Consider the following 13959-nt stretch of genomic DNA (forward strand, 5'->3'; position numbering starts at 1 on the left):
AAACTTGAGCGCTATCCAACCAACAGATCTTAAGATCATAGACCTAGTGAATTCGAATAAAAGTCGGTTACAAATCCTGAACTACGGTGCAAGCATCTTTAGTTTTAAGATGCACAATAAAAATGATAAGCTCATAGACCTGGTGGTGGGACCTAAGCAAGCTGAGGATTACTTAAAGCAGGAATATCATGACGAAAATAAATGTTTTGGGGCGACGATAGGTAGGTTTGCAGGTCGTATTGCTAAGGGGGAATTTAAAATAGGCGATGAGGAATATCAATTATACCACGATGATGGCGTTCATTTACATGGCGGCGAATCTGGTTTTCAGTATAAACTCTGGAACATAGATAAAATAGAAGAAGGGGAAAATCCTTCAGTAACTCTTTCCTATACCAGTAAGCATATGGAAGAAGGATATCCGGGAAGTTTACAGGTAAAGGCTAAATATACACTTACTGAAGAAGATGAGCTGAAGATCTCTTATACGGCGAAGACAGATAAAAATACCATTGTAAATATTACCAATCATTCCTATTTTAATCTGAATGGGGGCGGGAGTGTAAGCGATCATTTTATGCAGATAAATGCATCCAAAATCTTAGAGCTCGACGAAAACAAATTACCCACCGGGAATCTCACTAAATTAAAGAAGAAGCCTAAAGATTACCGTGAGAACAAAATCCTTGGAAATAGGGAACTTGATGATGTCTACGTGCTGGATGTGGTAGATGATGAAATACAGGCACAGTTATTCTCTCCTTTAAGTGGTATCAAGATGAAATTGACTAGCAATCAGTCGGTTGTGGTAGTGTATTCACCTGAAACTTTACCCGGTTCATGGGTTTATCTTAGTGAAATAGATGAAAAATATCCGGCAGTGGCGCTGGAGGCACAGAATTATCCCGATGCCCCCAATTTTAGAAATTTTCCATCAAGTTTATTAAAGCCTGGTGAATTGTATGAAAACAACATCGCTTTTGCTTTTTCTGTAAAATAATAATTCTATATTTAAACGAAATTTTAAGAAAAAGTTATGATTGGAATTCTATCCTTCGTGGGTTTTACTGCCCTGGTAGCTATAATAGCTTATTTTGCAACCAGAAAAACTGATGAATCTACCAGCGATGGTTATTTTCTAGGGGGAAGAAGTCTTACCGCAGGGGTGATAGCCGGATCTTTATTACTTACCAATTTATCTACTGAACAGATAGTTGGGTTGAATGGAAGTTCTTATGCAAATGGTCTTTCTGTAATGGCGTGGGAAACATTAGCTGCAATAGCTATAGTAGTCACCGCCATATTCCTTTTGCCCAGATATTTAAAAGGTGGGCTTACCACCGTTCCTCAATTTTTGGCTGAACGATACGATGTTACCACTAAAACCTTAACTTCTGCCTTGTTTTTAACGGGCTATGTTGTAGTCCTTCTTCCAATTATTCTGTACTCCGGTTCCGTAGCTATAAGTGGAATGTTTGATGTTCCTGCTTTACTTGATGTTTCAGATGATGCTGCTATAAAGATATGTGTTTGGGGAATAGGGATTGTAGGATCTATTTATGCTGTATTTGGAGGCTTAAAAGCAGTTGCTGTTTCAGATAGTATTAATGCAATTGGTCTTCTTATTGGTGGGGTTCTAGTGCCGGTTTTTGGTTTGATTATCATTGGAGATGGTAATTTCTTTGAAGGTGTTTCTACTTTGATGGATTCAAATCCTGAAAAGTTCCAATCTATGGGTTCTGAAACCAGTCCTGTGCCATTTCATACATTATTTACAGGAATGATGTTAGTACAATTATTCTATTGGGGCACTAATCAACAAATTATACAGCGTGCCCTGGCAGCAAAAAATCTAAAAGAAGGTCAGAAAGGTTTAATGTTGGCCTCCTTTATAAAAATTTTAGGGCCTTTAATTGTGGTGCTTCCCGGGATCATTGCTTTCCATATTTTTGGAGCAGATCTTGAAAATGCCGATGAAGCTTATCCTTTACTGGTCAATCGGGTTTTACCAAGTACATTAATAGGATTCTTTGCGGCTGTAATTTTTGGAGCAATTTTAAGTTCTTTCAATAGTGTGCTTAACAGTTCGGTTACTTTATTCGGAATTGATATCTATAAACAACACATTAATAAAGACGCCAACGAAAAAACCGTTGTGAAATACGGTAAAATTTTTGGAACCTTTTTAGCTATAGCCGCTATGTTTATAGCTCCTTTTATTGCGGATGCCGGGAGTTTATTTGCTTACCTACAGGAGGTTAATGGTATTTACAGTATTCCAATCCTAACCATCATTGTAGTGGGTTATCTCACTAAATATGTGCCGGCTATTGCCGCTAAAATCGGAGTTATTTCCGGGTCTGTTTTATATATAATTAGCCAGTTCGTTTTACAACCATATTATCAGGCAGAGGCTGTCTCAGATGCAGAAATGAATGGTGTAACCGAGGTTGCCGAGTTGGCGGCTATTGAAGCAAGTGCCTATCCTCACTTCCTGGATGTTATGGCAATACTTTTCACATTAAATGTTGCGATTATGCTCATAATTGGAAAAATATGGCCAAGAAAACAGCCATACCTTCAGGAGCATACCAAACAGGTAGATATTACACCATGGAAATATGTAAAGCCTGTAGGAGTTGCTATTATAGTTGTTGTTATAGGCATCTACGCTTATTTTGCATAAACCTGTATTTCAGAGAGATGCTCTAGATCACCTTTGACTATGAAAAGCTAGATTAGCTCCGTTATAGTGAGTTTTAATATACTGTAGTAAAATACGAGATTATATCTTCGCTTTTCTCATTAAGAATAATTTCGAGTAGATTCGCGGTGAATAATGGAAGTCTTAAGCTTGTAATGAACCGGGGTTTCAGGGAGTTTCCCCTGAATTCGTGCTATTATAGTTTCCATCGCTAAACATCCTTGCTTTTCTTCATGTTGATCTACTGTGCTGAGTGAAGGCAGAAAATTCTCTCCCATTATTCCATTGGTAAATCCTATTATTGAAATATCATCAGGAATTATGAAACCTGATTGGATTACACTTTTCATTATTAAGATTGCTGAAAGTTCATCTGCTGCTATGGCTGCATCAATTTTATTTTGCTGAAGAAGATCCTTAAGAATAGCATGGGGAAAATTCTTTTGGTCAAACTTTATTACTTGCTTAGGAAGACCAAATTTTTTTACCGCGTTGAGGTATCCCTGTTTTCTTTGATCATCCACACTGGTGTTTGGAATACCTGTCATATAGGTTATTTTGTTGCATCCTGCATCTATCAGTTCCATGGTGGCCTGTTCAGCCTGAGTAAAATCATTTATACTGATTTTGTCGCAGGGGATTATGGAGAGTACCCGGTCAAAAAGAACCAGAGGGATTTGATGATCCAGTACATCTTTTAGATGTTCGATCTCCATTTTAGCCTGGGTTTCCTGGGATAGAGACATAATAATTCCGTCTACACTACCCGAAATAAGGGTTTGTATGCTATCACGTTCCTTATTAAGAGAATCGTTGGATATTGCAATGATAATCTTATAACCTAGTTCGCTCGCCATTAATTCCATACCGTATAAGGCTTTTGCAAAAAAGTGAGATAAGATATCTGGGATAATTACTCCAATAGTTTTTGTTTGACTGAATTTTAAATTTCTTCCAAGGCTATTAGGAACATAATTTAATGTTTTGGCAAGAGTCTGAACTCTTTCTTTTGTTTCAAGACTTATTTCTGGGCTTCCACTTAAAGCTTTTGATACAGTGCTTATCGAAACATTTAGCAATTTTGCAAGCTCTTTAAGTGTCAGATTTTTATCCATATCAATGCTTAAGGTAATGCAATTCCGGAAGTTCATTTAATCTTTTTGCCGCTTGTTCTGCAGTAATATCCCGCTGTGGTCCTGCAAACATTTCATAACCTACCATAAATTTCTTTACAGTTGCTGAACGCAATAACGGCGGATAAAAACTCATATGAAAATGCCATTCTGGATATTCCTTCCCGTCTGTAGGGCTCTGATGTATTCCTGAAGAATATGGGAACGATGTCTCAAAAAGATTGTCATATTTAACGGTAAGCCTTTTCAGAATTTCAGCAAAGGCTTTTTCTTCGGCTTCGCTCAATTGGCCAATATGCTGAAGATGTCTTTTCGGAACAATCATCGCTTCAAATGGCCAAACCGCCCAATAAGGGATAAGGGCTACAAAATGCTCATTTTCTTCAAGTATCCTTTCTCCGGCTTCCAGTTCCTGTTTTATATAATCAGATAGCAGGCTTCGTTTATTTTCTTTCCAGTATTCTTTTAATTTTACCGACTTTTTCAAAACTTCGGTAGGCACGGAGGATTGCGACCATATCTGCCCGTGTGGATGCGGATTACTGCATCCCATGATAGCGCCTTTGTTTTCAAAAATCTGGACATAATTAATATCTTCACCAGAACCTAAATCCAGATATTCTTTTTTCCACATCCGGATCACTTTGGTAATATCTTCTTCCTCCATAAGCGGCAGAGTTAGCGAATGATCTGGTGAGAAGCATACCACTTTACAGATACCTTTTTCACTTTCAGCCTTTAAAAGACCATTTTGAAAATTGATTTCCGGAGTATCCGGAAGCAGTGAAGAGAAATCGTTTACAAATGAATATGGCTCCTTATAATGGGGATTTGTATCTCCGCTAGCACGGGTATTTCCCGGGCATAAATAGCAGGAGGGATCATAGGTCTCTTTTTTTATAGATTTATTTTCTTCGGTCTTTCCCTGCCAGGGACGCTTGGTTCTGTGTGGTGAGACCAGGATCCATTCTCCTGTTAAAATATTGTAGCGTCTATGTGGCTTATTATTTAGTTCATTATTCATTGTCTAAGTTTTGAAGATTTTAGTGCCTTCATCGGGATGTACACTAATGGCATCCAGCTTTATTTTAAATTTTTTGTAATATGCTGAAGTAACTTCACGAACATATTTATCAATTTTATCCTCTTCAATAAGATTAATGGTACAGCCTCCAAACCCGCCGCCCATCATTCGAGACCCGTAAATAAATTCATGGTCCCTGGAATAATCAACCAGAAAATCCAGTTCCGGGCAGCTCACTTCATAATTGTGTTGCAAACCTTCGTGGGAGGCATACATCAATTTTCCGAAGTCTTTAAGGTTTCTGGATTTTAATGTTTTAGCGGCTTTTAAAACCCTTTCATTTTCTTTTAAAACATACAGGCATCTCTCATACATTTTGCCCTGAAGTTTATTTTTAAATTTTTCCAGCATTTCAAAACTTACATCCCTAAGTGATTGTACGTCTGGCTTCTCCTTCTGAATAATAGCAACCGCGGCTTCACATTCTTTCCGCCTGGAATTATAATCACTATCGGCCAGGTTATGTGACACATTGGTGTTGAGTAGTAGTAATTTGCAGTTTTTAAAATCGGCTTTAATAAATTCAGCTTCCAGACTTCTGCAGTCCAGCATAATTATTTTACCCTTGATACTCATTACAGAGGAGAATTGATCCATGATGCCACAATTAGAACCTACAAAATCATTTTCAGCTTTCTGGGATAATTTTACAATTTCCACATCTTTCAAGCCAAGTTCAAAAAGTTCATTTAATCCGCTAGCAATCCCGCATTCTAAAGCTGCGGAAGAACTAATGCCGGCACCCACAGGAAGTTGACTATGTATGAGACAGTCAAACCCACTAAGTTCGGCACCCTTATCAAGAAGTTCCTTTACTACTCCTAAAATATAGTCTTCCCAACCCGAGGCTTTTTTTAATTCTTTATCTAAATGGAATTCAAAACCTTTTTCAAAAGTTTCACTATAGATACGGCAAAAATTCTCAGTGTGATTCTTCTGGAACTTTAAGATTATTTTTTTATCGATGGCCGTGGGCATCACAAACCCATTATTATAGTCGGTATGTTCTCCAATGAGGTTTATACGGCCTGGGGACTCTATGATTACCTCTGGTTTTAAATTTTCAAAGATGTGTGGCTTGGATCTAAAAGATCTGATATTGGTCAAAACAAATTATTTTAGGATAACATTCAAATATAATAAATGTAAAATATACATTCATTTTTTATTTCAATAAAATTTCAGATTATCTATCTTTATCAAAATTTACATCGAATATGAGCCAAAATACCAGTGATCTCTATCAAGTCAAAGAAAAGATGTATGTGGCAACAGACTGTATTATTTTCGGATTTCAAGATGGAAAATTAAAATTATTAGTTTTTAGAAGGAAGCTAGCGCCGTTAGAAGGTGAGTGGTCTTTAATAGGAAGTTTTGTTAGGTTAGACGAAGATCTGGAGATAGCAGGACAAAGGGTATTGAGAGAGGCTACAGGCCTGGAAAATGTTTTTATGCAACAATTGAAGAGCTATGGTAAAAAGGATCGTGATCCCGGCTATCGTTGTATCTCAGTAGCTCAGTATGCGTTAATAAGAATTGACCAGTATGATGAAAAATTAGTAGAAGAACATGGGGCTAAATGGTATGAAATAGATCATTTACCCTTATTAATTTTGGACCATAATGAAATGGTTCATGACGCATTATTACAGCTTAAACATAATGCCAGGTACAAACCTATTGGATTTGAGTTGTTACCAGAGAAATTTACCATTCCGCAATTACAGAGTCTTTATGAAGCTATTTATCAGCGGGAGCTCGATGCCAGAAATTTTAGAAAAAAGGTACTGTCTTTAAATGTTCTTGAAAAGCTGGATGAAAAAGATAAGACTGGTAGTAAAAGAGGGGCTTTTTTGTATAAATTCAATTACGAAAATTATCAGAAACTTTTAAAGTCAGGTTATATTTTTGAAATAGCATAGTTCAGCCTGATATTTTTTTTCTGATTAATAACTGTAATATGTACATTTATTGTTATTTTTAAGAAATTTATTAATTATGGCTGATAAACTAAATCGACGAATTATGCTTAAAAATCTGGGCCTGGGGGCGGGAATTTTAAGTATTAGCAGCTTTTCCGGAGTGATCGCTTCAGAATTAAGCACCTCGCAAACATCTTCCGAACATTCTTCCCTTTCCGGAAAAATAAAGCATTCCGTGTGCCGGTGGTGCTATCAGGATATTCCCTTAGATAGATTTGCTAAAGCCTGTGCTAAAATGGGTATTGTGGCCATAGATCTTTTAAAGCCTTCAGAATGGGAAACCGTTGAAAAAGAAGGCCTGGTTTGTTCTATGGCGACTGATGATTTTGCCAGTATCACAGAAGGTTTTAACGATCCTTCAAACCATCAAAAACTACAGGAGCAGTATAAAGGACTTATTAAAAAAGCTTCAGAGCATAAGATTAAAAATGTTATTTGCTTTTCCGGGAACCGAAATGGGATGGATGAAGAAACCGGAATTAAAAATTGTGTTTCTGGCTTAAGTCCGCTTTTGGATTATGCTGAAAAGCACCAGGTGAATCTCGTCATGGAACTGCTTAATAGCAAGGTAGATCATCCAGATTATATGTGCGATCATACAGCATGGGGTGTAAAGCTGGCAGAATCACTAAATAAATCTAATTTTAAACTTCTCTACGACATATACCATATGCAAATTATGGAAGGTGACGTAATAAGGACGATTCGTGAAAACCACCAATTTATTAACCATTATCACACCGGCGGCGTTCCCGGCCGGCACGAAATTAACGATTCCCAGGAGTTAAATTATCCTGCTATTATACAAGCCATTTATGATACAGGATTCAATGGCTATGTAGCCCAGGAATTTATTCCTACCTATGAAGATAAGCTGGCTGCCTTAAAAGAGGGAATTGAGATCTGTGATATTTAATTTTTTTAAAAATATTTAATGATGAATTACCTAAAATTCAATTTTAGACTGATTTTTATTGCCTTTACTTTTCTTTCCTCCGGAATGATCGCCCAAAATAATTCCAAGTCTGATGTTTATGTAGATAAAGAAGGGGTAATGCGATGGGGGGGATCCAATGAGGAAGTTCATGGTTTCGGGGTGAATTATTCTGCGCCTTTTGCCCATGCGTACAGATCTGCTGAGAAGAAAGGATTGGATATCAAAGCGGAAATAGATAAAGATATTTATCATTTCACCCGATTGGGTTTCGACCTTTACCGACTTCATGTTTGGGATACCGAGATTAGTGATGAAAAAGGAAATCTTATTGAAAATGAGCATTTAGAAACTTTTGATTATTTGCTTAGTGAATTAAAGAAACGAAACATCAATTTTGTGATCACTCCCATTGCTTACTGGGGAAATGGCTGGCCGGAACCTGATGAAGACACCCCGGGATTTTCTAATAAATATGGGAAAGAAGGAAGTTTAACCCATCCTCAAGCGATCAAAGCGCAGCAGAATTACTTATCACAATTTCTGGATCATGTGAATCCATATACCGGGATTGCCTATAAAAATGAACCAAATTTAATCGCTTTTGAGGTTAGCAATGAACCACACCACCGGGGGACTCCTCAGGAAGTAAAAAGCTTTATCAATAAGATGGTTTCAGCAATGCGAAAAACGGGTACTGAAAAGCCAATTTTCTATAATGTGAGTCATAGTGTGCAACTGGCAGAGACTTATTTTACTTCTAATATCCAGGGAGGAACTTTTCAATGGTATCCCACGGGTTTAGGATTTCAGAAGGAACTGGAAGGAAATCTTCTGCCGAATGTTAATGATTATAATATCCCTTTTAACGAGGTTATTGAAGCAAATAATAAGGCTAAACTCGTGTATGAATTTGATGCGGCAGATGTGAACAAGTCTTATATGTATCCTGCCATGGCAGGGAGTTTCCGGGAAGCCGGAATCCAAATAGCTACCCATTTTGCTTATGATCCCACATTTTTGGCCTATGCAAATACCGAGTATAATACACATTATATGAACCTTAATTATACTCCGCATAAAGCTTTAGCACTCATGATTGCTTCAAAAGTATTTCATGAAGTGCCTATGAATAGTGATTTGGGAACTTATCCTGAAAACCTCGAGTTTGGTGATTTTAAGATCAGCTATAAGGGGGATATCGCTAGTTATAATTCAGGAGCGTCTTTTATTTATACAAATACCAACGATATTGCTCCCAGAAATCTATCTGAATTAAAGCAAATTGCGGGACATGGGAATTCCAGACTCATAAAATATAATGGCAAGGGAGCTTATTTTCTCGATAAACTGGAAGATGGTGTATGGAGACTGGAAGTAATGCCAGATCCTATTCTTATCCAAAATCCCTTCGGAAGCAATAGTCTGGATAAAACAGTTTCGGTAATTAGTTGGAAGGAGAATATCATGGAACTAAAACTAAATGATCTGGGAGAAGATTTTCAAATTTCAGGTTTGAATCAGGGTAATGATTTGAAGATGACTGCTGAAGGGAAAACTTTTAAAATTCCTCCCGGAACCTATATGGTGAAATCTGCAGGTAAAGATTTTAATATTTCTGAAGCTGAGAATCTTTTAAATTTTCCTTTTAATGGATTTGAAGCCAGGGAAAGTACAGTAGATAAAACCTATTTAATTCATGAGCCCGTTCAGGTCTCAACAACTACTGAAGATCTTAATATTGAAGCTACCATAGTTTCAAATAAAGAGATTAAAAAAGTAGAGGCATGGTTTCAGAATGGTAATGTTTATGAATCTACAGAATTAAAGCCGACCAATAATTACGATTTTACGGCTAAAGTTCCTGAGAAACTTCTCAAAAACGGTTTTCTAAAATATCGAATCATTGTTTCCACAGCCGAAGATACTATTACGTTCCCCGGTAGAGCAAAGGGCAATCCTTCAGATTGGGATTTTCATTTAGAGGCTACCTATCAAACCAGAATTTTAAAGAAAGATGCTCCAATTTCGCTTTTTAATGCTGCTACAGATTCAGAAAATATGGTCATTGGCTGGTCTCCGGAAAATAACCTGGTTCCGTTGAATGAAAATGAAGCTGAATTCCAGGTGAAGATTGATAGTTTATTTAAAGAGGATGTCGAGAATACCAATGCAAAACCAGTTTACGATTATTCATTTAGATATAATTTTCAGAAAAAAACAGCTAACCGGGATCTTTCAGGAAAAGATAAACTGATTTTTACCGGCAGGGCTCTCGGGGACGATCAGGAAAAATTGATGATCGCTTTGGTGATGAATAACGGAGCATCATTTGGAAAAATAATTGAACTGAATAATGAAGTTGAGGAGATCGAGATCAAACTGGAAGATCTAAAACCAGTAAAGACGGTAACACTTCCAAGACCTTACCCAGGCTTTTTACCTTATTATTTTGATCATTCTTATACCGGTGATTTAAAGATGGAAGATATAGAAAGCATTCAGTTTTCTATTGGACCTGGCATTGAAAATGAGAATCTCCAAAAACCTCATTCAGTTGGAATTCGAAGTATAAGATTGGAGTAATATCAGTTATCAATAAATTATTATCAATAAAGATTTCTCACTTCGCTGCGCTACGTATCGAAATGACAAAGTTGGAATGTCATTTGGAGGGACGAAGTAATTTAAATGATTTCTTATTTCACTTAAATAAACTTTCTTATTGTCATATCGACCAAAGGGAGAGATCTCTTTTAAGTTAGTATTATTTAAAAGATTTCTCACTCCGTTGTGCTTTGTATCGAAAATGATCTTTGGAAGCCAATTGTTATTAGGAGTATTATGCACTTGGATGTGGGTGTCACTGCGAGCGAAACGCAGTGTAGCGCGGCAGTCCCATATTTGCTATATCTTGTCCTAAGTTTGCTTCACTCCGATATCACTCCGCTCGCAAAGACATGTTTTTATATGTTTGAGCTAATAAAAGTCATCTCGACCAAAGGGAGAGATCTCTTTAAGTTGGTATTATTTAAAAGATTTCTCACTCCGTTGTGCTTCGTATCGAAAATGATCTTTGGAAGCCAATTGTTATTAGGAGTATTATGCACTTGGATGTGGGTGTCACTGCGAGCGAAACGCAGTGTAGCGCGGCAGTCCCATATTTGCTATATCTTGTCCTAAGTTTGCTTCACTCCGATATCACTCCGCTCGCAAAGACATGTTTTTATATGTTTGAGCTAATAAAAGTCATCTCGACCAAAGGGAGAGATCTCTTTAAGTTGGTATTTTTTAAAAGATTTCTCACTCCGTTACGTTGCGTATCGGAATGACAAGTTTCTTAGTAACAAAAAAGGCTTCCAAAATGGGAAGCCTTTTTACAATTAACACAGAATATTAACCACATTTCGAAGAACCACAGTCCTTACAGGTCAAGCATCCTTCCTGGTAAATTAAATTGGAAGAATTACAGTTTGCACATTTTTCCTTTTTGGCCACAGTTCCGTCGGCGATGTAGCGTTTAAGCGCTCTTACCACACCATTTTTCCAGGTATTGATAGATTCACTGTTCAACTGTAAACTGTTAATGAGGTCTACCACATTATCTATAGACATTCCATGCCTTAGCGTACTGGAAATCAATTTTGCGTAATTCCAGAATTCAGGATTGAATTTATGCGAAAGCCCTTCAATGGTAGTTTTGTAGCCTCTTTTATTTTGATACTGAAAATCGTAGCGTGAGGTTCCGTCTTCATTTCTGTTTTTAATGATTAGGCCTTCATTTACCCAACGCGGAATTAAAATTCCTTCTTCATCATCTGCAAAACCTGTAAAGATCTCATAAGGACGACCATCCACCAGTCCGATAAAAGCGATCCATTTATCCTTATTATTCTGGAAGCGTACCACATCAGCGGTTAAGGTTTGAGGACGTTTTAGCGGGAATCCTCCTGAATTCTCCTCTGTTTCCTCTTCTTTTTTCTCTTCATTAGAGATTAGTACACCAGATCTTGAACCGTCACGATAAACAGTAACTCCTTTACATCCGGCTTCCCATGCTTCCAGGTAAAGTTTCCCTACCAGGTCTTCATCTACATTATTCGGCAGGTTGATGGTTACACTTATAGAATGATCTATCCACTTTTGTACGGCTCCCTGCATTTTCACTTTACTTAGCCAATCCACGTCGTTAGAAGTAGCCTGATAATAAGGAGATAACTTCACCAGTTTGTCAAGTTCTTCCTGAGAGTAATTCTTATTGATATCATGCCCATTAGCCGTCATCCACTCTTTGAATCGATGGTGAAAAACTACATATTCTTCCCAGGAATCCCCAACTTCGTCTACAAAATCTACCCGTGAATTTTTATCGTTAGGATTTACTTTTCTTCGTCTTTTATAAACAGGAAGAAAAACCGGCTCAATTCCAGAAGTAGTCTGCGTCATTAAACTGGTAGTACCGGTAGGAGCAATGGTAAGAAGGGCAATATTTCTTCTCCCGTATTCCAGCATATCATAATAAAGCTTTTCATCAGCTTCCTTCAGTCTTAAAATAAAGGGATTCTCTTTTTCCCTTTCAGAATCGAAGATTGAAAAAGCGCCTCGTTCCTTGGCGGTATCTACGGAAGCACGGTAAGCGGCAAGTGCGATCTTTTTATGAATATCTACTGAAAAATCGATTCCTTCCTTACTACCATATTTAATTCCAAGGCCAGCAAGCATATCTCCTTCCGCAGTGATACCAATTCCGGTTCTTCTGCCTTCATAGGCTTTTTTACGAATGTTCAGCCAGAGATTTTTTTCTACTGCTTTGATTTCCTCATTTTCGGGATCGGCATCAATTTTAGACAAAATATTGTCGATCTTTTCCAGTTCCAGATCAATAATATCATCCATGATCCTTTGTGCAGCACCCACGTGTTTTTTAAATAAATCGAAGTTGAAATGCGCTTTATCTGTAAACGGCTCTTCTACATAAGAAAACAGGTTAATTGCCAGTAAACGGCAGGAGTCGTATGGACACAAAGGGATTTCACCACATGGGTTTGTAGATACTGTTTTATACCCTAGATCTGCATAGCAATCTGGCACTGATTCATTAATCACGGTATCCCAGAATAAAATCCCCGGTTCAGCCGATTTCCATGCGTTATGAACAATTTTCTTCCAAAGCTTTTCAGCTTCAATATCTTTTGAGAATTTTGGCTCTTTGCTGAAAACAGGATACTTCTGCGTATAATTTCCGTTGTTTTTAACCGCTTTCATAAAGTCATCATCAATCCTTACAGAAACATTGGCGCCTGTGACTTTTCCCTGTTCCATTTTAGCATCGATAAAATCTTCCGCATCTGGATGATTTATAGAAACAGATAGCATAAGTGCTCCACGACGACCGTCCTGAGCTACTTCCCTGGTCGAATTAGAGTAACGCTCCATAAACGGAACAATACCAGTAGATGTAAGGGCTGAGTTCTTAACCGCCGATCCTTTTGGGCGTATATGGGAAAGGTCATGCCCAACTCCACCGCGGCGTTTCATCAATTGTACCTGCTCCTGGTCAATTTTCATAATACCACCATAAGAATCTGAAACACCATCATTCCCTATTACAAAACAGTTGGAAAGCGAACCAACCTGGTAAGGATTCCCAATTCCTGCCATAGGGCTTCCCTGTGGTACGATATATTTGAAATTTTTAATTAGATCGAAAACTTCATCCTCACTCATCGGGTTGGGATACTTCTTTTCAACGCGCGCAATTTCTTTTGCGATACGCCTGTGCATATCATCAGGGGTAAGTTCATAAATGTTTCCTTCAGAATCTTTAAGGGCATATTTGTTAACCCAAACCCTGGCAGCCAGGTCATCTCCTTTGAAGTATTCCAGAGATGCTTCATAAGCCTGTTCCTGTGTATATGTATTTGGAACGACTGGTTTTTCTTGTACAGGCATATAAATGAGATTTTTAAGTTAGAATTTCGTTATTCGAGTGGTATAAAACTAAACAAAGAATTCATATAATTTACAAGTGGTCCAAAAAAAGTTATCAAGAAAAATATGTTAGTAGGCTGAAAATCAATTAATTGAAAATTTACTAACAATAAAAAGTTGACAAATAATGA

9 protein-coding genes are annotated in these 13959 nt (G+C 37.5%); 5 read left to right on the top strand and 4 right to left on the bottom strand.

The features are described from left to right. The first annotated feature begins 4 nt into the window (after positions 1-4). Both Q1K34_RS03755 and Q1K34_RS03760 read left to right on the top strand, forming a co-directional pair. Entirely contained in the window at positions 5-1000 is a 996-nt protein-coding gene (locus tag Q1K34_RS03755; RefSeq protein ID WP_300434695.1) for an aldose epimerase family protein, read from the top strand. Positions 1001-1036: 36 nt separating this feature from the next. After that, positions 1037-2686, top strand: coding sequence for a solute:sodium symporter family transporter (locus Q1K34_RS03760; protein WP_300434698.1), 1650 nt, complete (start codon positions 1037-1039; stop codon positions 2684-2686). A gap of 119 nt (positions 2687-2805) precedes the next feature. Here the strand turns inward: Q1K34_RS03760 and Q1K34_RS03765 are convergent, their stop codons facing one another. From Q1K34_RS03765 to galK, 3 genes are read right to left on the bottom strand one after another with little or no spacing between them, the layout of a single operon-like run. Beyond that, a complete protein-coding gene (locus Q1K34_RS03765; RefSeq protein ID WP_300434701.1) occupies positions 2806-3819 on the bottom strand; it encodes a LacI family DNA-binding transcriptional regulator in 1014 nt (337 codons plus the stop codon). Position 3820: 1 nt separating this feature from the next. After that, complete coding sequence (locus tag Q1K34_RS03770; protein ID WP_300434704.1) at positions 3821-4861, bottom strand: UDP-glucose--hexose-1-phosphate uridylyltransferase; 1041 nt, start codon at positions 4859-4861, stop codon at positions 3821-3823. A 3-nt stretch (positions 4862-4864) separates the two neighbouring features. After that, positions 4865-6028 (bottom strand): galactokinase, encoded by a 1164-nt coding sequence (gene galK / locus Q1K34_RS03775; protein WP_300434706.1) that lies wholly within the window; start codon positions 6026-6028, stop codon positions 4865-4867. A 110-nt stretch (positions 6029-6138) separates the two neighbouring features. On the opposite strand from galK, the gene Q1K34_RS03780 reads away from it, so the two are divergent. From Q1K34_RS03780 to Q1K34_RS03790, 3 genes are all read left to right on the top strand, one after another. Next, positions 6139-6843 carry an NUDIX domain-containing protein gene (locus Q1K34_RS03780; protein ID WP_300434709.1) on the top strand — a complete coding sequence of 235 codons (705 nt, stop codon included), beginning with the start codon at positions 6139-6141 and terminating at the stop codon, positions 6841-6843. Positions 6844-6946: 103 nt separating this feature from the next. After that, entirely contained in the window at positions 6947-7819 is an 873-nt protein-coding gene (locus tag Q1K34_RS03785; protein ID WP_300434711.1) for a TIM barrel protein, read from the top strand. A gap of 18 nt (positions 7820-7837) precedes the next feature. After that, positions 7838-10423, top strand: coding sequence for a cellulase family glycosylhydrolase (locus Q1K34_RS03790; RefSeq protein ID WP_300434713.1), 2586 nt, complete (start codon positions 7838-7840; stop codon positions 10421-10423). A gap of 810 nt (positions 10424-11233) precedes the next feature. On the opposite strand, the gene Q1K34_RS03795 is transcribed toward Q1K34_RS03790, so the two are convergent. After that, positions 11234-13789 carry an adenosylcobalamin-dependent ribonucleoside-diphosphate reductase gene (locus tag Q1K34_RS03795; protein ID WP_300434716.1) on the bottom strand — a complete coding sequence of 852 codons (2556 nt, stop codon included), beginning with the start codon at positions 13787-13789 and terminating at the stop codon, positions 11234-11236. Positions 13790-13959: the final 170 nt, after the last annotated feature.

It is taken from the genome of Christiangramia sp. (assembly GCF_029937855.1).
Lineage (GTDB): Bacteria > Bacteroidota > Bacteroidia > Flavobacteriales > Flavobacteriaceae > Christiangramia.

Excerpts from the sequence above, each read along its gene's own strand:
- Q1K34_RS03770 (WP_300434704.1), bottom strand. The coding sequence starts at position 4,861 with ATGAATAATGAACTAAATAATAAGCCACATAGACGCTACAATATTTTA.
- Q1K34_RS03765 (WP_300434701.1), bottom strand. The coding sequence starts at position 3,819 with ATGGATAAAAATCTGACACTTAAAGAGCTTGCAAAATTGCTAAATGTT.
- Q1K34_RS03790 (WP_300434713.1), top strand. The coding sequence starts at position 7,838 with ATGATGAATTACCTAAAATTCAATTTTAGACTGATTTTTATTGCCTTT.
- Q1K34_RS03780 (WP_300434709.1), top strand. The coding sequence starts at position 6,139 with ATGAGCCAAAATACCAGTGATCTCTATCAAGTCAAAGAAAAGATGTAT.
- Q1K34_RS03795 (WP_300434716.1), bottom strand. The coding sequence starts at position 13,789 with ATGCCTGTACAAGAAAAACCAGTCGTTCCAAATACATATACACAGGAA.
- Q1K34_RS03760 (WP_300434698.1), top strand. The coding sequence starts at position 1,037 with ATGATTGGAATTCTATCCTTCGTGGGTTTTACTGCCCTGGTAGCTATA.
- Q1K34_RS03785 (WP_300434711.1), top strand. The coding sequence starts at position 6,947 with ATGCTTAAAAATCTGGGCCTGGGGGCGGGAATTTTAAGTATTAGCAGC.